The sequence below is a fragment of the Roseovarius sp. MBR-79 genome, assembly GCF_053628555.1.
In genome coordinates this window covers 41,176-60,797 of the sequence record NZ_JBRJGP010000010.1, presented here as the reverse complement: position 1 = coordinate 60,797, position 19,622 = coordinate 41,176, and the positions used below count along the sequence as shown (strand labels likewise).

Below are 19,622 nucleotides of genomic sequence, written 5' to 3'. Positions count from 1 at the left end.
CGTGGATCCAATCCATGTTGGAAGGAACGGCTCAAAGTCTTAGCCGTTGGCGCTATGTCGAGGGCGACGGTACGGTGAAAATCTACCTTTGGCTTGAATTCGAAAGATACGTGGTCATTCTCGCCGAAAAAAAGCATGTCGTCGTTCTAGTTACAGCCTTCTATGTCTCACAGGATTGGACCATCAGAGACTTGGACAAAAAACGGAGCAAAGGTTACGTATTTTAATGCAAAAGCCGCCCAACCATGAGATTAAGCGGCTTTCGAGCTCCTTCTGCCATGGGCAGATGAACAACCTATAGATAGATGATTAAGTGGATTTGTCAAGGGCGAATCGAATTCTGGCAAACAAAACTGCTTTAAAGTCAAGTGTTTTCTATATGGTGTGGCACTCTACTCGATCAATGCTAGCGCTGGTGCTGGCGTGTCGCATGCCGAGCACCCGTGTTAGATTGGATAACGCTCCCCACCCCCCCGTCATTCCCCCAAAGGCAGGACTCTCCCCCACGCAGCACCCACCCCAGGAGATCCCCGCTTTCGCGGGGATGACGGTGTGTTTGTGGCGGCGTCCCGCCCCCGCCGACCGCGCCGTTACCCCGCGCCTCGCCGGTAGCCCGCCCCGCGCGGCATCCGGCACCGGCGCGATATCGACACGCTACCGGCAGGAAACCGGCGCGATCCCGGCCGGGGGTTTGCCGTGGTGACAGGGTCCTGATCCCCCGGGTCCGGGCGGGTGGGTGGAAACCGCTTTTCTCTCCCCCGGTTTCGCGCGACTTAAGGACATGCCGATTCTCGCCTTTCTCCGGGACAATGCGCGCTGGCTGACGGTCGGTGTTTTGCTCACGTTTCTGTCGAGTTTCGGGCAGACCTATTTCATCTCGGTCTTTGCCGGGGAAATCCGCGCGGCATTCTCGTTAAGTCACGGGGAATGGGGTGGAATATACACGCTTGGCACCACCGCCTCGGCGCTCTTGATGGTCTGGGCCGGGGGGTTGACCGATCTCTTCCGTGTGCGCGTGCTGGCCCCCATCGTTCTGGTCGGCATGGTGCTGGCCTGTCTGGCGATGGCGCTCAACCCGGTGTGGTGGCTCCTGCCGGTGATCGTCTTCGCGCTGCGCTTTGCCGGGCAGGGGATGATGAGCCACCTTGCCGTCGTCGCCATGGCGCGCTGGTTCGTCGCCACCCGCGGCAAGGCCCTGTCGGTGGCGACGCTGGGCAATGCGATCGGAGAATCGTTGCTGCCCATCGTGTTCGTGGCGCTGCTGGTCACGTATGACTGGCGGACGCTGTGGGTTGTGGCGGGGGTCGCGGCCTTCATCGGCATCCCGCTGCTTCTTTTGCTCCTCCGAAAGGAACGCACGCCGCAAAGCTGGGCACAGACAAGCCAGTCGCTCGGGATGCGCGGGCGGCACTGGACGCGCGGGGAAACGCTGCGGCATTTCCTGTTCTGGTTCATGGTGCCCGCATTGCTGGGGCCGTCCGCCTTCAACACCGCGTTTTTCTTTCACCAGGTCCATATCGCCGAGGTGAAGGCCGTGGCGCATCTGGACCTCGTCGCCATGTTCCCGCTCTACACGCTGGTCGGCATCGGCGCGATGGTGCTGGCCGGGTTCCTGATCGACCGGCTTGGCACGTCGCGGGTGCTGCCGTTCATCCAGCTTCCGATGATCGGGGCCTTCCTTGTGTTTTCGGTCTCGGACGGGCCGATTTTGCTGCTTGCGGGGTTTGTGCTGCTGGCGCTCACCACCGGGGCCAACAGCGTGGTGCCCAATGCCTTCTGGGCGGAGTTCTATGGCAGCGCCAATATGGGTTCGATCAAGGCGATGGCGGCGGCGATCATGGTGCTCGGCTCGGCGATCGGACCGGGGATTACCGGGCTTGCGATTGATTTCGGGATCGGGATCGAGACGCAATTCGTCATGATTGCCGCCTATTTCGCCTTTTCCAGCCTGATGATGACGATCGGCGTGGTCCGCGCCCGACCAGAGCTATCGCTGCCGCTTTAGATAGACGTAATAGGCCCCGCCCCCGCCATGCCGCAGATGCGCCTCGGTTATCTGGAGCACGAGTGGCCCGAGCGGTGCCATGCGCAACCAATGCGGCACATTATGGCGCAACACGCCCTGGCGCACGGGGATCGGGCCACCATCGTCGCGGTGCTTGCCCTTTCCTGTGACGACCAGAACCAGCCTCCGGCCCTGACCATGCGCGCGCAGGATGAAGCCGGTAAGCGCGCCATGTGCCTGATCCAGCGTCATGCCGTGCAGGTCGATCTTGACCTCGGGCGTCAGCTTGCCGCGCCGCAACCGCTCGAACGCCTTGCGATCCATCGCGACGGGTGGGGTTTTGCTTCGGTCGGTGAGACCGGGCAGCATATCGAGACCGGGCGCGCCGGGGCGCGCGACCGGCCCAGGACGGAACGGCGCGATTGGTTGCGACGCCGGGTCCTCGCGTGGCGCGGGTTTGGAGAGGAGCGGCATCGCGGGCCGCTGCGGCTTGAGTGGCACGGTGCGGCGCGCGACCTCCTGCCAGAGCGCCTCTTCCTCGGGGCGCAGGTGGCGCTTGCGGGTCACTGGCCGGTCTCCATCAGCATCGCGTAGGCGCGCTGGATCGGCATGAGAACGACCATGCGCCCCGGATCACGCAAGCGCCCCGCCGCGCGCCCGGCATCCGCGCCGGTGCCGAAAAAGATATCCGCCCTCTGCGGCCCGTTGATCGCCGAGCCGGTATCCTGCGCCACCATCAACCGGCGGATCGGCCCGTGCCCCTCCTTTTCGATCCAGACCGGCGCTCCGAGCGGCACATGGGCCGGATCAACCGCGATCGTGCGCCCTGCCGTCACCGAACGGTTCATCGCACCAAGCGGGCCGCGGTCCGGCGGGACCTGGTCCACGCGCCGGAAAAACACATAGGATGGGTTGTGATGGAGCAACGCTTCGCCGGCCTCCGGGTTACGCCGCACCCAGTTCTTGATCACCTCGGCCGAGACCTGATGCGCCTCGTAGACACCAAGGCGCACCAGTTCGCTGCCAATGGAGCGATAGGGATGGCCGTTCGCGCCGCCATACCCGACGCGGATCACCCCGCCATCCGGCAGCCGGATGCGGCCTGACCCCTGAATCTGGAGGAAAAACAGCTCGACCGGGTCATCGACCCAGGCGATTTCCAATCCGCGGCCCGACATCACATCGCCGGACAGGATCTCGCGCCGTGACAGCCAAGGGCTGACCTCGCGCGCTTCGGGCGGCATCCGGTAGACCGGGTAGCGGTAGCGCCCGCCGGGTTGCAGCGCGCCGCGCAGCTCCGGCTCGAAATATCCCGTGAAAAGCGCCGGGCTTCCGTCCGAAATCATCACCGGACGAAAGAACAGTTCGAAAAACGTCCGTGCGTCCGGTCCGGTCTGCGCGAGGGCGCAAAGCGATTGCCAGTCCGGATCCTTCATATCGGCACAGGTTTCGTTGAAAACCGTGAGCGCGCGCGCGTGGTCATCCTCCGCCCAACCGCGCAGGTCGGAAAAATCCAGGATCTCGTGTCGAAACTCAGACGCGCCCGCCATGGCCGACCATAGCGTCAAAATCAGGGGAAACGCGTGCCGCGCTCCGGTCATTCGCCCGTGGCAACAAGCCGCCAGTTCGGATCGTCCGCACCCATGATGCGCTCATAAGTCCACAGATCCTTCTGCCTCTTGCTGCGCCCGGGTTCGCCTTCGACAATCTCGCCATTGGCATCGCGCACCACCGAAACAAGCTCGGCGACATAACGCACGTCAATCTCTGCACGGCGGCTTGCCGGATCGAACCTTGCGTCATTGAGCGCAAGGTCACGAATGCCGATGAATTCCGACTCGATCTTCAGCCCCTGCTGCTCACGCGAATCGACGACCTGGGCAAAGGCCTCATAGACCTCGGGCGACAGAAACGGCGTCACCTCGTCGAGCGTGCCACGCTCGAAAGCCATGAGGATCATCTCATAGGCCCCCCGCGCACCCTGAAGGAAATCGGTCACGCCGAAATCCTGTTCGATCCGCTTCATCTCTGCGAGCGCGGCAGCAGCGTCTGAATCCTCGGGCACATGATCGGTGATGTCGTGATCGGGACCGCCCTCGATCACCTCGAAGCCGCGACGCTCCACCGGCTTTTCAAGCGGACGCGTGGCGGGTTTTCGCTCAAAACCTTCCCGCGTGCCGAGAACTCTCTTGAGCCGGACAATCAGGAAAATGGCGATACCGGCGAGAACCAGTAATTGCAGGATCGGCGAATTCATGAGCACCTCGTGTCGTGCGGGCATGGCAGGCTCTGTCACTTGCCCCTATGTAGGGGAGGGAAGTGGCCAAGTCCACCACAAGCCACGCAAATCCAAGGAGGCCGTCCATGTGGCTCTTGCTGGCATTCATCGCCGTGCCGCTGATCGAGATCGCACTCTTCATTCAGGTTGGCGGGGTTATCGGCCTTTGGCCGACTTTGGCCATCGTGATCCTGACTGCCCTTGCGGGCACAGCTCTTTTGCGGCGACAGGGATTTCAGGAAATGAACCGGCTGCGCGCGGCCCTTGGCGGCGATGGCGATCCGTCGGAGCCGCTGGTTCACGGGGCAATGATCCTCTTCGCAGGTGCGCTCTTGCTCACGCCGGGATTTTTTACCGACGCCGTCGGCTTTGCCCTGCTGCTGCCGCCGGTGCGCGCCTGGCTGTTCGCGCAAATCCGCAGACGCATCGTGGTGCATGACATGAACCGGCCCAGGCCCCGGCCCGATATCATCGAGGGCGAGTATGAAGCCGTCGAGCCGGACAGAAATGACCCCTCGGGCTGGACCAGGCATTGAGGCGCGGCCGCTCCCCTGCTAAGCAATCGCGGACTTCATTTCGATCAGGAGAGCCAGATGGCCGAACACGAGAACGGAGCCGCGCCGGAAACCGCCGGAGCCACAGAACAGCAGCCGCAACCGCAACTCAAGATGCAGATTCTCACGCAATTCGTGCGCGATCTGTCATTCGAGAACGTGCTTGCCCAACGCGGCACCGGCGGCGAGGTGCAACCCGACGTGCAGGTGACCGTCAATCTTGACGCCAAGAAGCGGGCCGTCGAGCATCAATACGAGGTCGCCTGCAAACTCAATATCACCTCGCGCAACAAGGGGAGCGAAGATGCGCTCTTCGTGTTCGAGATGGACTATGTCGGCGTTTTCCACATCGAAGGCGTGCCCGACGATCAGCTTCACCCGTTCCTGTTGATCGAGTGTCCGCGCCAGATCTTCCCCTTCATGCGCCGCGTCGTGAGCGATGTGACGCGTGACGGTGGCTTTCCACCTCTCAACCTCGACAATATCGATTTCGTGCAGCTTTACCGCCATGAGATCGCGCGCCGTCAGGCCGCGGCCCCCGCGGCCCAGGCCTGATCACCGCGACCAGAGCGCCGCGTCGCCCATCCGCGCCACAAAGGCGTCATGGGCGGCGCGTTCCTCGGCGGTGAGGCGCGGCGCGAGCGGGCGCGGTCTTGGACCGGGGCGCCAGTCCGTGTGGGGCTTGCCGCCCGATGAGGTGGCGGCCATAGGCCGTGCCGCCAGCGCGAAATCCGGCTGCCGCCCGCCAATCAGTTCAAGATAGACCTCGGCCAGGATCTGTGAATCGAGCAGCGCCCCGTGCAGCGTGCGCCCGGAATTGTCGATGGCAAAGCGGCGGCACAGGGCATCGAGCGAGGCAGGCGCGCCGGGAAACTTTTGCCGCGCCATGCTCAACGTGTCGATAGCCCGCTCGAGTGGCAGACCGGACAGGCCCGCCCATCCAAGTTCTGCATTGAGAAATTTCATGTCGAAGGCGGCATTGTGGATCACCAGCCTGGCATCGCCGACGAAATCCAGAAACGCCTGTCCCACCGATGCAAACAGCGGCTTGTCCCGCAGCGTCACCTCGCCCTCGCGCGGAGCGCGCGACACCGTCAGCAAATCGGGCCCGATTCCGTGCACGCCAAAGGCATCCTCGGGCATGTCGCGCGCCGGATTGACATATTGGTGAAAGGTGCGCCCGGTCGGCATGTGGTTGTAAAGCTCAAGCGCGCCGATCTCGACGATCCGATGACCTTCGGACGGCTCGAACCCGGTGGTTTCCGTATCCAGAACGATTTCACGCATGGGCGATCCGCCTCCTGATATCCGCCATCACCGTCCGCACCTGAGCGCGCGCATGGTCCGGCGTGTCGGTTTCGATCACGTAATCCGCACGGGCGCGTTTTTCGCTATCGGGCATCTGTCGGGCCAGAATGGTCTCGAATTCCGCGTCGCTCATCGTGCCGCGCGCCAGAACGCGGGCGCGCTGCGTCTCGGGCGGGGCGCTCACCACCACAACGGCGTCAAACCCGGTCGCACCCGTCTCAAAAAGCAGCGGGATATCAAGAACGGTCACATCCGCCGTTTGAGCCGCGAGGAACGCGGCCCGGTCCTCGGCCGCCAGCGGATGAACGATGGCCTCGATCCGCCTGAGCGCCGCCGGATCGCGCGCGATGATCTCCTTGAGACGGGCGCGCTGCACCTCTCCGCGCTCGACTGCACCGGGAAAAGCGCGCGCCATGGGGGCCACCGCCGCGCCGCCGCGGGAATAGAGACGATGCACCGCCGCATCCGCATCCCAGAGCGCACACCCTTCTTCGACGAATAACTGCGCCGTCGTCGATTTTCCCATCCCGATGGAACCGGTCAATCCCAACCGAAAGGTCATCTGAGCGCCGCTGCCCGCGTCGCCGCATCAACCTCGGGCCGCGCGCCGAACCAGCGCTCGAACCCCGGCACGGCCTGATGCAGAAGCATCCCCAGACCATCTACCGTGACGCACCCCATTGCTTCGGCCACCTCCAGCAGCCGGGTCTTGAGCGGGGCATAAACGAGGTCCGTCACCAGGGCACCCTTTTGCAGCCCGTCCAGCGGCACACGCAGCGCCGGTTTGCCCACCATGCCGAGTGATGTGGTGTTCACCACCGTCGCGGCATGTTCGAGCATATTGCCTGCCTGCACCCAATCCACCACCCGCAGCTTGCGCCCGAATTCCTGTTGCAATGCCTCCGCCCGGAGCCGTGTGCGGTTGGAGATCAGGATTTCCGGTGCGCCCGCGTCACGCAGCGCCACCACGACCGCGCGTGCGGCCCCGCCAGCCCCCAGCACGGCGGCGGGTCCTGCGGTCACATCCCAGCCGGGCGCGCCCTGCCTGAGGTTTTCGATAAATCCATAACCATCGGTGTTGTCTGCGTGGATCGTCCCATCACGAAAGCTGAGCGTGTTCGCAGCGCCGATGATCGTCGCGCGATCACTGACATGATCAGCCAGCCTCAGAACGCGCTCCTTGTAGGGCACGGTGACGTTCACACCCACGAATCCAAGCTTGGGAAGGCTCCGCAACGCCTCTTCAAGATCGTTCTCGGCGACCTCCATCGGGATGTAGAAACCTCGTATCCCAAGACTCTTCAGCCAATGTCCATGAACTTGCGGAGAGCGCGAATGGGAAATCGGCGATCCGATCACACCGGCCAGCGGAATTGCGTCATGGCTCATTGCGGCAAATCTCCTCGCAGCGTCAGGAAGGCCAGCACATCGAGCAATGGCAGGCCCAATACCGTGAAATAATCGCCTTCGATGCGGGAAAACAAGCGCACTCCTTCAGATTCGAGTTTGTAGGCGCCGACACACCCGGCAATGTCGGGCCAGTTCCGGGCAAGATAATCGTCCAGCCACGCATCGCTGAACGCTCGAACCGTCAGGCGCACCCGCCCGACATGCCGCCAGATCGGCACACCGTCCTGGCAAATCACGACCGCCGACAAGAGATCGTGTGTTCGTCCACGGAGTCTCTGGAGTTGTGCCCGAGCCTCCTCGATGGTGGCGGGCTTTGACAGGATTTCACCCCCAAGATCAAGCACCTGATCGCAGCCGAGCACAAGCTGCGTCCTCTCTTTGAGGCTGACCTTGGTCGCCTTCATTTCTGCCAGCGCATCCGCGATATCGCGCGGTGACATATTCTCGGACAACAAAGCATCCCGCAGACTTGATTCGTCGATCCGGGCGGGACTCACCGTGATGGACAGGCCCGCATTTTCCAGAAGAGTCCGCCTTATGGGTGATGCCGAGGCCAGAACAAGCGGGTGAGCCATGTGGATAACTCCATAACAAGTTTCTTGAACCGGGCGAGATCAAGGCCGCGCCGCATCGCCCTCCCGGACTTCGCCGGGGTCCACGGCCCAACATCTTGGTTTTTCCCCGTGTGGACAAGGATGAAACTTGACTGCGCATAAACCTGGCGATGGTGATTTATCAACAGGGTAAAAGATGATCTGAGGATCATTATTATATTTAAGTATCTGATTTTAAACACTCGTTTTACGATCCTTGCTCTTATACCGACATCGCGCAGTATTATTCACTGATTTATCCATATGTGGACGATATCGGGCAAAACCGCGTAATCCACAGATCGGGCCTGCCCTACATCATCATCAAATTTTCTATATTTCTTTATTATTTTAAGGAAACACGGGTCCTCCCATAATGGTTGACGCGTTCAAACGAGACGCCTAAGAGAGGGTGAGGTGCCGTCCGGTGCCCTGTGTCCCCTTGATCAATCCGTTATAGCCCTTTGCACGGGCTGAACCTCTTGAGGTCTCTCATGTCCGAAGACTGCGTCTACCTGTCCGATCTCAAGGCGCTCACCGCCAAGGATCTCCTGTCCATCGCCGAGGAACTTGAGATCGAAAACGCCTCGACCATGCGCAAGGGCGAGATGATGTTTTCCATCCTCAAGGAACGGGCCGAGGATGGCTGGCTTGTCTTTGGTGACGGTGTTCTGGAGGTCCTTCAGGACGGGTTCGGGTTTCTGCGGTCGATCGAGGCGAATTACCTGCCCGGCCCGGACGATATCTATGTCTCACCAGAGATGATCCGGCAGTATTCCTTGCGGACGGGCGACACGATCAAGGGCGAGATGCGTCAGCCGGACGATACCGAGCGGTATTTTGCCCTGACCTCGGTCACGGAGATCAATTTTGAGGAGCCTGAGCGCGCTCGTCACAAGATCGCCTTCGAGAACCTGACGCCGCTCTATCCCGATGAGAGGCTCAAGATGGAGGTCGAAGACCCGACCATCAAGGACCGCTCGGCACGGGTGATCGACCTTGTTGCGCCCATCGGCAAGGGCCAGCGGTCTTTGATCGTGGCCCCGCCGCGCACAGGTAAAACGGTTCTTCTGCAAAACATCGCACATAGTATCGAAGTGAACCACCCGGAGTGTTTTCTTATCGTTCTTCTGATCGACGAGCGCCCGGAAGAGGTCACAGACATGAAGCGGTCGGTGAAGGGCGAGGTGATCAGCTCGACCTTCGACGAGCCTGCAACGCGCCATGTCGCCGTATCCGAAATGGTGATCGAGAAGGCCAAACGCCTTGTCGAGCACAAGCGTGATGTGGTGATTCTTCTGGATTCGATTACCCGCCTCGGCCGTGCGTTCAACACCGTTGTTCCGTCGTCGGGCAAGGTGCTCACGGGTGGCGTTGATGCCAATGCGCTTCAGCGCCCCAAGCGGTTTTTCGGCGCTGCGCGCAATATCGAAGAGGGCGGTTCGCTCACGATCATCGCCACGGCGCTCATCGATACCGGAAGCCGTATGGACGAAGTCATCTTCGAAGAGTTCAAGGGCACGGGCAATTCGGAAGTCGTTCTTGATCGCAAGATCGCGGATAAGCGCGTGTTCCCTGCCATCGACATTCTGAAATCCGGGACGCGCAAGGAAGACCTGCTCATCGACAAGCTTGATCTGCAAAAGACCTTTGTGCTTCGGCGTATCCTCAATCCGATGGGAACGACCGACGCTGTCGAGTTCCTCTTGTCCAAGCTCAAGCAAACCAAGTCCAACTCCGAATTCTTCGATTCGATGAACACCTGATCCCGGCGGTTTCGATGGAGACGATCTTTGCGTTGTCGACCGCCCCCGGCAAGGCGGGCGTTGCTGTTATCCGTGTCTCCGGTCCAGAGGCTGCGACGGTCTGTCAGGCACTGTGCGGGGCCCTTCCCGTAGCGAGGCGCGCGGAACTAAGGGTCTTGCGGGATCGCTCGGGGGATCGGATCGACGACGCTCTTGTGGTGTTCTTCCCGGACGGGGCAAGTTTTACAGGTGAGCCCGTTGTCGAGTTCCAGACGCATGGCAGCCCCGCCGTTGTTGCGGCGATCCTGCGTGAGCTGAGCTGCTTTTCCGCGCTTCGTCCGGCAGTGCCGGGTGAATTCACGCGTCGTGCTCTTCAAAATGGTCGCCTGGACCTTACGCAGGTTGAGGCCCTGGCCGATCTTCTGGAGGCCGAGACGGAGGCCCAGAGGCGTCAGGCGTTACGGGGTTTCACGGGCGAGCTTGCCCGGGAGTGCGAGATTTGGCGCAGATCGCTTCTGCGGGCCGCTGCACTTCTCGAGGTCACGATAGATTTTGCTGATGAGGAGGTGCCGGTTGACGTCGCACCCGAGGTCAGGTCCTTGTTATCGGACGTGACCCAGCGCCTTGATCATCAGATCAAGGGTGTTTGCGTTGCGGAACGCGTCCGCTCCGGCTTTGAGGTGGCTATTGTAGGCGCGCCCAATGTCGGAAAATCGACGCTGCTCAACCGGTTGGCGGGCCGGGAAGCGGCAATTACGTCGGAATTCGCCGGAACGACGCGTGATGTGATCGAGGTTCGGATGGACCTGGGCGGGCTACCGGTGACGGTGCTGGACACGGCGGGGCTTCGAGAAACGACTGATGCGGTCGAGTCCATCGGCATCGGTCGTGCCCGCGAGAGGGCAACAGCGGCTGATGTGCGGGTTTTCCTTGTTGAGGGCATGGAACGCTTTGACGATCTTGCGCAGCACGGTGATATATATCTTGGCGCAAAGGTGGATCGGAGCGGTGGTCCCAACGGTATATCCGGGCTGACGGGGGAGGGTGTCGACGCCCTCATCGCCCAGCTGACCGACATTTTGCAGAGCCGTGTCTTGTCAGTTGGTATGGCCACGCGCGTGCGTCATGGGGCCGCCATGCGTCAGGCCATCGAGGCGCTCGGGCGTGCGCAAGGTCACCTTGATCTTGGCGAGTCGTCGACAGATCTTGCTGCTGCGGATGTCCATACCGCTATTCGCGCTCTCGATTCTCTGGTAGGACGCATCGACGTAGAGGCTGTCCTGGGTGAAATATTCGCCAGCTTCTGCCTTGGCAAGTGAGGGATGTTTCACGTGAAACAATTCGACGTTGTGGTGATCGGCGGTGGTCATGCGGGGGCGGATGCGGCGCATGCTTCTGCGCGTATGGGTGCGGCGACGGCGCTCGTTACGCTTGCCCGTGGGGCCATTGGTGTCATGTCCTGCAATCCGGCGATTGGCGGCCTTGGCAAGGGTCACCTTGTGCGCGAGATCGATGCGTTGGACGGCGTCATGGCGCGTGTTGCCGACCGGGCCGGGATTCAGTTCCGGCTTCTCAATCGCCGCAAGGGGCCGGCCGTTCAAGGCCCGCGCGCGCAAGCAGATCGCAAGATATACCGGGAAACGATGCAGGCAGTGCTCGATTCGACGCCCAGTCTGACCATCATCGAAGGCGAGGCCGCCGATTTCATCATGGCTGGCGATAGCGTTCAGGGGGTCGTGCTCGCGGACGGGACCGCGCTCTCCGCGCGCGCTGTGATCCTGACGACCGGAACGTTCCTGCGCGGCGTCATTCATATCGGGGACGTTACCCGTCCCGGTGGGCGCATGGGTGATCCGCCAAGTATCCGCCTCGCGCAGAGGATCGACAGCTTCGGCTTGCCGCTTGGTCGCCTCAAAACCGGGACGCCGCCGCGCCTTGACGGGAAGAGCATAAATTGGGAAGGGCTGGAAAGTCAGCCACCGGATGACGATCCGGTGATGTTCTCGTTCATGTCACGCGTTCCGTTTGCGCGGCAGGTTTCCTGCGGGATCACGCACACCAATCAACGCACGCATGACATCATCCGGGAAAACCTCTCTCGATCCGCGATGTATGGCGGCAAAATGGAGGGGATCGGCCCCCGTTATTGCCCGTCCATAGAGGACAAGATCGTGCGATTTGCCGAAAAGACATCCCATCAAATTTTCCTGGAGCCTGAGAGTCTGTCGGATTCCGTCATCTATCCGAACGGCATTTCAACCTCCTTGCCGCTGGACGTGCAGGAGGCCTATGTGCGCTCGATCTCCGGACTGGAAAGCGCGATCATCCTTCAACCGGGTTACGCGATCGAGTATGACTATGTCGACCCCCGCGCGCTCGACAGCAGTCTGTCAGTGACGTCTGTTCCGGGCCTTTTTCTTGCGGGCCAGATCAATGGCACAACCGGATATGAAGAGGCTGCCGCCCAAGGGCTGGTTGCGGGCCTCAATGCGGCGCGCTTCGCGCAGGAAAAGGCACCTATCCACTTCAGCCGCACCGAGAGCTACATCGGGGTGATGATAGACGACCTTACCACCCGAGGCGTCTCCGAGCCTTATCGCATGTTCACCTCGCGGGCGGAGTTCCGGCTTTCGCTTCGGGCCGATAATGCCGATCAACGGCTTACACCGATGGGACTGTCCGCAGGCTGCATCGGCGAGGCCCGCCAGCGCGCATTCGAGGATAAGATGGAGCGCCTCCACGCGGGCCGCACTCTGCTGGAAAAGGAAACCTATACCCCGCGCGATCTTGGGCGCGCCGGTATCGAGGTCAATCTGGACGGCGCTCGGCGCAGCGGCATGGAGGTGCTCTCGTTTCCCATGGTTGAGGTTGCCGATCTTGTTCGGGTCAATCCGGCCTTTGCGGATATCGACGCCGACACGACGGCACAACTCAAACGGGATGCGACCTACGTCAATTACATTGCGCGTCAGGCGCGCGACGTGGAAATGTTGCGCCGGGATGAAGCTGTGGCGATTCCGCAGACCTTAGATTATGATGCCATCGACGGATTGTCCAACGAACTGAAGGCGAAACTTACGGCTGTCCGCCCGGACACCCTCGCACAGGCGTCTCGGATCGAGGGGATGACCCCTGCCGCCTTGTCGCTTGTCCTTATAAAGCTGCGACAGCCCGCGCGGTCGCGCAGCGCATGATGTCCGGGAATGTTTCACGTGAAACAGCGGAGCGGCTCGACATTTACAGCGCGCTCCTCGAAAAATGGAATCCGCGCATAAACCTTGTCTCGCGGGCCTCCCTGGCCGAGCACCGAACCCGCCATTTTGACGATTCGGCACAACTTTATGATCTTGCGGCGCATCCCGTCGGGCATTGGGCCGATCTCGGGAGCGGTGGCGGCTTTCCTGGTCTCATCATCGCGATTCTCGGGCAGGGAGGGGGATCGCCGTCTCGCGTCACCCTTGTTGAATCCGATGCCCGCAAAGCGACCTTTCTCAACACCGTGATACGCGAAACCGGCGTCAACGCGACAGTGATAACCGGGAGGATAGAGACGATCCCGCCACTTGATGCCGATGTCCTCTCGGCGCGTGCCCTGGCAGACCTGAGCACACTTCTTGGTTTTGCGTCTCGCCACATGCGCGCGAATGGTGCCGCGCTCTTTCCCAAGGGTGTGAGCTGGCAGCAAGAACTCGCTGCGGCGCAAACGGCGTGGCAATTCTCTCACCGGGTTGTTAAAAGCAAGACTGAAACCGGCCCTGTTATCCTGCATGTCAGAGGTATTTCCCGTGTCTGATCCACTCCGTCTCACCGGTCCACGAATCATCGCGGTCGCCAATCAGAAAGGCGGCGTGGGCAAGACCACGACGACGATCAACCTGGGGGCCGCGCTCGCCGAAAGTGGTTCGCGCGTTCTCATTGTCGATCTCGATCCGCAGGGAAATGCATCGACCGGTCTCGGTGTCGCGGCAGACTCCCGCACCTACACCACCTATGATTTCCTCCTCGACGAAGCCCCGTTCGTCGATATCGTGCAACAGACCGCGCATGAGGGGCTTTTGATCATTCCGGCAACGGTCGATCTCTCCTCGGCCGATATCGAGCTTCTTGCCAACGAAAAGCGAAGCTTTCTTCTCCATGACGCGCTGCGTCAGCCCGCGATGGACGGGCTTTTGCTCGATTACATTCTGATCGACTGCCCGCCGTCGCTCAACCTCCTGACGGTCAACGCGATGGTTGCGTCTCATTCCGTGCTGATCCCGCTCCAGAGCGAGTTTTTCGCGCTCGAAGGCCTGTCGCAGCTCATGCTTACCATTCGGGAAGTGCGTCAGTCCGCCAATCCTGATTTGCGGATCGAGGGCGTGTTGCTGACCATGGTGGATGCACGCAACAACCTGTCGGCCCAAGTTGAGAACGACGCGCGCGAGAACCTGGGCGATCTTGTGTTCCAGACCCGAATCCCGCGTAATGTGCGGGTAAGCGAGGCACCATCCTATGCTTTGCCGGTGCTGAACTACGATCCCGCGTCAAAGGGGGCGCAGGCCTATCGTGAGCTTGCCCGCGAAATCGTGCAGAAACACGCGCGGGTTGCCGCATGAACAGGGAGTCGGGGTTATGACAATGAAAACCAAGCAGGGACGAGGTCTTGGGCGCGGTCTGTCGGCGTTGATGGCTGATGTGAAAGACAGTGCGCCCACGCCCGACGCAGAGCGCCGTGCGCCCGACATGATGGTGCCGGTGGAAAAGGTCCATCCGAACCCCGACCAGCCGCGCCGCCATTTCGATGCCGGGGCGCTGGAGGATCTGGCCCGTTCGATCACCGAAAAGGGCATCATTCAGCCCCTCATAGTCCGAATCAGCCCGCGCGAGGCGGGATGCTACGAGATCGTCGCCGGTGAGCGCCGTTGGCGGGCCGCACAGATGGCGCAACTGCATGAAGTTCCGGTGCTTGTCCGCGACTTCACGGATACGGAGGTGCTGGAGGTTGCCATAATCGAGAATATCCAGCGCGCCGATCTCAACCCCGTCGAAGAGGCCGCCGGATATAGCCAGCTGATGACGAAATTCGGTCACACCCAGGAAAAACTGGCCGAAGTGCTGGGCAAGAGCCGCAGCCACATCGCCAACGCCGTGCGTCTGCTGAACCTGCCGGACGAGGTGCAGGGCTATCTCAGGGATGGCCGTCTCTCTGCTGGTCACGCGCGCGCCCTTATCACAGCACCTGACGCCGTGGCGCTGGCACGCGGCGTTATTCAGAAAGGGCTATCGGTGCGTCAGACCGAGAAGCTGGCCAAGGTGGTGCCGGGGGAAAAGGCAGGCAAGAGGGAACCGGGCTCAAAGGGAAAAATGGAGAAGGACGCCGATACAAAGGCCCTTGAATCCGATCTTTCCGCCGCGCTCTCGATGAGCGTCAGCATAGACCATCAGCCGGGCAACGAGCACGGCGCGCTGACCATCCGCTATCAATCGCTTGACGATCTCGACCGGTTGATGGCGCTTCTCAGCGCCTGAGTCAGGGCATCAGGTCAAAGATAACGGAATTCAGCACCGCACGCCCGGCCTCTGTGGCGCAAAGCCGGTCGTTCTCGACCCGGACCATGCCGATCTCGGTCAGATGCCTCAAGGCGTCCGCATCAAGCGGGGTGCCTGACAGACGTTCGAATCGGGCCATGTCGATCCCTTCGGAGAGGCGCAAACCCATCAAAAGGAACTCCGTCGCCTGCTCCTGTGCGGGGAGGCTCTCACGCAGCGACTCCCCGGATCCGCGCTCGACGCGCGCAAGCCATTCCCCCGGCATCCGGCTCGCCTCGGTCGCGTGGCGCACCCCGTCAATTGTCAGACGCCCATGCGCGCCGGGGCCGATTCCCACATAATCGCCATAGCGCCAATAAATCAGGTTGTGCCGCGATTCCGCGCCCGGTTTTGCATGATTAGAGACTTCATAAGCGTGAAGGCCCGCCGTTTCGCAGATTTCTTGCGTTGCATGATACATATCTGCGGCCAAGCCCTCTTCGGGCAATCCATGAAGCTTGCCCGCAGCAAACCGATCACCAAAGGCGGTGCCGCCTTCTATGGTCAATTGATACAAGGAGAGGTGATCAATCGCCAGATCAAGCGCGCGGTTGAGTTCCTCCTGCCAGTCCCCGAGCGTCTGATCCTGTCGCGCATAAATCAGGTCAAAACTTGTTCTTTGAAAGTATTTCTGAGCGATCTCATACGCTTGCACTGCCTCTGCCGCCGAATGAAGGCGTCCGAGCCGCTTCAGGTCAGTATCATTGAGCGCCTGAACGCCGAGAGAGACGCGGTTCACGCCAGCCTCGGCATATCCGGCGAAGCGCGTCGCCTCGACCGAGGTCGGATTGGCCTCCAGGGTGATCTCCAGATCGTTTGCCGACGGCCACGCCGCGCGGGCCGTTGCGACGATCGCGGCGACGGTCTCGGGCGGCATGAGGCTTGGGGTGCCACCACCGAAGAAGATCGAGTTGAGCACACGATGTGGCACCAATTCAGCCTGACGCGCGATTTCACGCAGGAAGGCTGCGCGCCAGCGACCGTGATCCACCGAGGCCGAGACGTGACTGTTGAAGTCGCAATAGGGGCACTTTGCCTGACAGAAGGGCCAATGCACATAAAGCCCAAAGCCGCCGTCCTGCCAGTCCTCAGCCAAAGCAACCTGCAACGAATTTGCGGAAGGCCTCGGCGCGGTGGCTGATCCGGTTCTTTTCCCAGCGGTTCATTTCGGCAAAGGTCGCATCATGGCCGTCGGGCTGAAAAATCGGATCATAGCCATGACCCTCGGTGCCGCGCATGGGCCAAACCACCCACCCCTCAACGGTCCCCTCGAACACCTCATCATGTCCATCAGGCCAGGCAAGCACCAAAGTGCAGCAAAATCGCGCAGTCCAGGGCTGCCGCGCCTTGCTTGCCACAAGCATGTCATGGACCCTTGCCATCGCCAGGGCAAAGTCACGACCAGTCTCTGTTTCGGCCCAATCCGCCGTATAGACGCCCGGCGCACCATCAAGCGCGTCGATCACGATCCCGGAATCGTCGGCGAGGGCAGGCAGGCCCGTGGCCTGCGCCGCCGCGTGGGCCTTGATCCTGGCGTTTCCCACAAAGCTCGTCTCGGTCTCTTGCGGCTCGGGGAGGCTTCGTTCCGCCGCGCCGGTCACCCGCACGCCGTAGGGCTGAAGAAGATGCGCGATTTCTTCGAGCTTGCCGGCGTTATGGGTTGCCACCAGAAGCGTATCGCCCGTAAATTTACGCACCGACTGCCTCGCGCTGTTTGGTGACAAGGTCGCCCACACCCTTTTCGGCGAGATCCAGGAGGGCGTTCATCTGATCCCGGCTATAGGTCGCGCCCTCGGCGCTCATCTGCACCTCGATAAGCCGACCGGTCCCGGTCATGATGAAATTACCGTCAACGCCTGCTGCGCTGTCTTCCGGATAATCCAGATCAAGCACCGGCTGGCCCGCGTAAATCCCGCAGGAGATCGCGGCCACCGGATCCACCATCGGATCGCTGATAACATCCCCCGCCTTCATGAGCTTGCCCACGGCCAGCCGAAGCGCCACCCAGCCTCCGGTGATCGAGGCGCAGCGTGTGCCGCCATCGGCCTGAATCACGTCGCAATCAACGGTTATCTGCCGCTCGCCAAGCGCGACCCGGTCCACCCCTGCGCGCAGGGCGCGGCCGATCAGGCGCTGAATCTCCACCGTGCGCCCGCCCTGCTTGCCCATAGCGGCCTCGCGCCGCATCCGGCTGTTCGTCGAGCGGGGCAGCATACCGTATTCGGCTGTCACCCAGCCAAGCCCGCTGCCTTTGACGAATGGCGGCACGCGATCTTCTATCGTCGCCGTGCAGAGCACATGGGTATCGCCCATCTTGATCAGGCAAGAGCCTTCGGCGTGTTTCAGAACCCCGGTTTCGATTGAAACCGCCCGCATCTCGCTTAAATCTCTACCCGAAGGCCGCATCTCTGTCCCCTTGTGCTGACAGGGCGGGGATATATGGGGGCGGGCCCCGATGGCAAGCCCGATTGACCTTTGGCCAAAGGCGTCCTTAATGCTCGATTGACCAAGAGGCCCGTGTGAATGTCTGACGCCAGCACGATTCTAGATCAGCTCAACGACCGCTCGCGCGAGGTGTTTCGCCGCGTGGTCGAGGGATATCTCGCCACCGGCGGACCGGTCGGGTCGCGCACGCTCACCCGAGACTTCAGCGAAAACATCAGTGCCGCGACGATTCGCAACGTGATGCAGGATCTCGAATATCTCGGCCTGCTCGGTAGCCCGCATGTCAGTGCCGGGCGGGTGCCGACGCAGAACGGCCTCAGGATGTTTGTCGATGGTCTGCTCGAGGTGGGCGGTCTCGAGGATACCGACCGGGCGCTTATAGATGCGACCGTTGCCAGCAATTCCAGCGATGTGACCGGCTTGCTCGATCGCATCGGGTCCGCCCTGTCGGGCGTGACCCAGAGCGCCTCGCTTGTTCTTGCGCCCAAGCATGAGGCACCGATCAAACATATCGAATTCGTGAGCCTGGGCCATGATCGCGCGCTTGTGGTTCTGGTCTTCGCCGATGGCCATGTCGAGAACCGGATTTTTACCCCGCCTCCGGGCCAGACCCCCAGTTCCATGCGTGAGGCGGCGAATTTTCTGAATTCTCTGGTCGAGGGGCGGACCCTATCAGACATGCAGCTCCGTATTGCACAGGAGATCGCCGCGCGCCGTCAGGAGATCGACCAGCTTGCCCATGCCCTTGTCGAAAGCGGGCTTGCCGTCTGGCAGGACGAGGGCGACCGGCACGAGCGGTTGATCGTGCGGGGCCGCGCGAACCTTCTCGATAGTGGCGTGGACGAGGCCGACCTTGAGCGCATACGCATCCTCTTCGACGACCTTGAGCGCAAGCGCGACATTGCCGAATTTCTCGAGCGCGCCGATGAGGGTGACGGTGTGCGCATTTTTATTGGCTCGGAGAACAAACTTTTCTCACTTTCGGGTTCCTCTTTGGTGGTCTCTCCATATATGAACGCAGACCGTAAGATCATTGGCGCGGTGGGCGTAATCGGCCCCACGCGCCTCAACTATGGGCGCATCGTGCCGATTGTGGATTACACGGCGCAGCTTGTGGGCAGGCTGATCTCCGACCGGAGTGAGAGGTGAAAGATGGCAGAACCGAAAGAAGACAGCTTTCTTGACGATATCGAGGAGGCTGCCGCCGAGGAGCAGGCGCTTGGCGAGGCCGATGCAGGCGATGGGATGTCCGAGGTGGAGGCGCTGCGCGCCGAGCGCGACGCATTTCAGGATCGTTTCATGCGCGCTCTTGCCGATGCGGAGAATGCGCGCAAGCGTTCGGAAAAGGATCGCCGCGAGGCAGAGCAATATGGCGGGTCACGGCTTGCCCGCGACATGCTGCCTGTTCATGACAGCCTCAAGCGCGCGCTTGAAACCATCACCGACGACCAACGCGCGGCGTCTGCCGCGTTGGTCGAGGGGATCGAATTGACGCTGCGCGAGCTCGGGAACGTTTTTTCCAAGCACGGCATCACCGTGATCGACCCGCAGCCGGGCGACCGTTTCGATCCGCGCCATCATGAGGCGATGTTCGAGGCCCCTGTTCCGGGCACCTCTGCGGGTGAGATCATCCAGGTTTCGGCGCAAGGCTTCATGCTGCATGACCGAATCCTGCGGCCTGCGCAGGTGGGCGTGTCGTCCAATCGTGGATAGGGC

General features: G+C 61.5%; 21 protein-coding genes. 11 read left to right on the top strand and 10 right to left on the bottom strand.

From position 1 onward, the window contains the following. Positions 1-781 precede the first annotated feature (781 nt). Positions 782-2,005, top strand: coding sequence for an MFS transporter (locus tag ACSSV8_RS11795; protein WP_454282558.1), 1,224 nt, complete (start codon positions 782-784; stop codon positions 2,003-2,005). On the opposite strand, the gene ACSSV8_RS11790 is transcribed toward ACSSV8_RS11795, so the two are convergent. Genes ACSSV8_RS11790 through ACSSV8_RS11780 form a run of 3 tightly spaced genes read right to left on the bottom strand, consistent with a single transcriptional unit; the run spans position 1,988 to position 4,262 of the window. Further along, the gene (locus ACSSV8_RS11790; protein ID WP_354537773.1) at positions 1,988-2,572 is read right to left on the bottom strand and encodes a Smr/MutS family protein; all 585 of its coding nucleotides are present in this window, start codon (positions 2,570-2,572) and stop codon (positions 1,988-1,990) included. The genes ACSSV8_RS11795 and ACSSV8_RS11790 overlap by 18 nt on opposite strands. Beyond that, entirely contained in the window at positions 2,569-3,555 is a 987-nt protein-coding gene (gene mltA, locus ACSSV8_RS11785) for a murein transglycosylase A (protein WP_454282557.1), read from the bottom strand. Before mltA ends, ACSSV8_RS11790 begins: the two co-directional genes overlap by 4 nt. 47 nt (positions 3,556-3,602) lie before the next feature. Continuing rightward, positions 3,603-4,262 (bottom strand): Tim44/TimA family putative adaptor protein, encoded by a 660-nt coding sequence (locus ACSSV8_RS11780; protein WP_354537771.1) that lies wholly within the window; start codon positions 4,260-4,262, stop codon positions 3,603-3,605. A 107-nt stretch (positions 4,263-4,369) separates the two neighbouring features. Between ACSSV8_RS11780 and ACSSV8_RS11775 the strand changes: the two genes are divergently transcribed. Both ACSSV8_RS11775 and secB read left to right on the top strand, forming a co-directional pair. Further along, positions 4,370-4,819, top strand: coding sequence for an FxsA family protein (locus tag ACSSV8_RS11775; RefSeq protein ID WP_354537770.1), 450 nt, complete (start codon positions 4,370-4,372; stop codon positions 4,817-4,819). 57 nt (positions 4,820-4,876) lie between these two features. Beyond that, complete coding sequence (gene secB, locus ACSSV8_RS11770; RefSeq protein WP_354537769.1) at positions 4,877-5,392, top strand: protein-export chaperone SecB; 516 nt, start codon at positions 4,877-4,879, stop codon at positions 5,390-5,392. Here the strand turns inward: secB and dnaQ are convergent, their stop codons facing one another. The 4 genes from dnaQ to ACSSV8_RS11750 are packed head-to-tail and all read right to left on the bottom strand — an operon-like array spanning position 5,393 to position 8,130. Further along, the gene (gene dnaQ / locus ACSSV8_RS11765) at positions 5,393-6,124 is read right to left on the bottom strand and encodes a DNA polymerase III subunit epsilon (RefSeq protein WP_354537768.1); all 732 of its coding nucleotides are present in this window, start codon (positions 6,122-6,124) and stop codon (positions 5,393-5,395) included. Next, positions 6,117-6,707 carry a dephospho-CoA kinase gene (gene coaE / locus ACSSV8_RS11760; RefSeq protein ID WP_454282556.1) on the bottom strand — a complete coding sequence of 197 codons (591 nt, stop codon included), beginning with the start codon at positions 6,705-6,707 and terminating at the stop codon, positions 6,117-6,119. The genes dnaQ and coaE overlap by 8 nt, the downstream gene beginning before the upstream one ends. Next, positions 6,704-7,534, bottom strand: coding sequence for a shikimate dehydrogenase (locus tag ACSSV8_RS11755; protein ID WP_454282555.1), 831 nt, complete (start codon positions 7,532-7,534; stop codon positions 6,704-6,706). Before ACSSV8_RS11755 ends, coaE begins: the two co-directional genes overlap by 4 nt. Continuing rightward, positions 7,531-8,130, bottom strand: coding sequence for a Maf family protein (locus tag ACSSV8_RS11750; RefSeq protein ID WP_354537765.1), 600 nt, complete (start codon positions 8,128-8,130; stop codon positions 7,531-7,533). Before ACSSV8_RS11750 ends, ACSSV8_RS11755 begins: the two co-directional genes overlap by 4 nt. 512 nt (positions 8,131-8,642) lie before the next feature. On the opposite strand from ACSSV8_RS11750, the gene rho reads away from it, so the two are divergent. Genes rho through ACSSV8_RS11720 form a run of 6 tightly spaced genes read left to right on the top strand, consistent with a single transcriptional unit; the run spans position 8,643 to position 15,401 of the window. Continuing rightward, entirely contained in the window at positions 8,643-9,914 is a 1,272-nt protein-coding gene (rho, locus tag ACSSV8_RS11745) for a transcription termination factor Rho (protein WP_354537764.1), read from the top strand. A gap of 14 nt (positions 9,915-9,928) precedes the next feature. Next, entirely contained in the window at positions 9,929-11,212 is a 1,284-nt protein-coding gene (mnmE, locus tag ACSSV8_RS11740) for a tRNA uridine-5-carboxymethylaminomethyl(34) synthesis GTPase MnmE (RefSeq protein ID WP_354537763.1), read from the top strand. Between the two features lie 3 nt (positions 11,213-11,215). Next, positions 11,216-13,087, top strand: a complete 1,872-nt coding sequence (gene mnmG / locus ACSSV8_RS11735) for a tRNA uridine-5-carboxymethylaminomethyl(34) synthesis enzyme MnmG (RefSeq protein WP_454282554.1) — start codon at positions 11,216-11,218, stop codon at positions 13,085-13,087. Then, complete coding sequence (gene rsmG, locus ACSSV8_RS11730) at positions 13,087-13,686, top strand: 16S rRNA (guanine(527)-N(7))-methyltransferase RsmG (protein WP_454282553.1); 600 nt, start codon at positions 13,087-13,089, stop codon at positions 13,684-13,686. The genes mnmG and rsmG overlap by 1 nt, the downstream gene beginning before the upstream one ends. Next, entirely contained in the window at positions 13,679-14,488 is an 810-nt protein-coding gene (locus ACSSV8_RS11725; RefSeq protein WP_354537760.1) for a ParA family protein, read from the top strand. Before rsmG ends, ACSSV8_RS11725 begins: the two co-directional genes overlap by 8 nt. Positions 14,489-14,504: 16 nt before the next feature. Next, positions 14,505-15,401, top strand: a complete 897-nt coding sequence (locus tag ACSSV8_RS11720; protein WP_354537759.1) for a ParB/RepB/Spo0J family partition protein — start codon at positions 14,505-14,507, stop codon at positions 15,399-15,401. A gap of 1 nt (position 15,402) precedes the next feature. Here ACSSV8_RS11720 and hemW read toward each other — a convergent pair whose 3' ends face one another. Genes hemW through rph form a run of 3 tightly spaced genes read right to left on the bottom strand, consistent with a single transcriptional unit; the run spans position 15,403 to position 17,867 of the window. Beyond that, complete coding sequence (gene hemW / locus ACSSV8_RS11715; protein WP_454282552.1) at positions 15,403-16,557, bottom strand: radical SAM family heme chaperone HemW; 1,155 nt, start codon at positions 16,555-16,557, stop codon at positions 15,403-15,405. Next, positions 16,550-17,158 (bottom strand): RdgB/HAM1 family non-canonical purine NTP pyrophosphatase, encoded by a 609-nt coding sequence (rdgB, locus tag ACSSV8_RS11710; protein WP_454282551.1) that lies wholly within the window; start codon positions 17,156-17,158, stop codon positions 16,550-16,552. Before rdgB ends, hemW begins: the two co-directional genes overlap by 8 nt. After that, positions 17,151-17,867 carry a ribonuclease PH gene (gene rph / locus ACSSV8_RS11705; RefSeq protein ID WP_354537756.1) on the bottom strand — a complete coding sequence of 239 codons (717 nt, stop codon included), beginning with the start codon at positions 17,865-17,867 and terminating at the stop codon, positions 17,151-17,153. The genes rdgB and rph overlap by 8 nt, the downstream gene beginning before the upstream one ends. A gap of 117 nt (positions 17,868-17,984) precedes the next feature. Between rph and hrcA the strand changes: the two genes are divergently transcribed. Further along, positions 17,985-19,055 (top strand): heat-inducible transcriptional repressor HrcA, encoded by a 1,071-nt coding sequence (gene hrcA / locus ACSSV8_RS11700; RefSeq protein ID WP_454282550.1) that lies wholly within the window; start codon positions 17,985-17,987, stop codon positions 19,053-19,055. Between the two features lie 3 nt (positions 19,056-19,058). Beyond that, complete coding sequence (locus ACSSV8_RS11695; protein WP_354537754.1) at positions 19,059-19,619, top strand: nucleotide exchange factor GrpE; 561 nt, start codon at positions 19,059-19,061, stop codon at positions 19,617-19,619. Positions 19,620-19,622 lie beyond the last annotated feature (3 nt).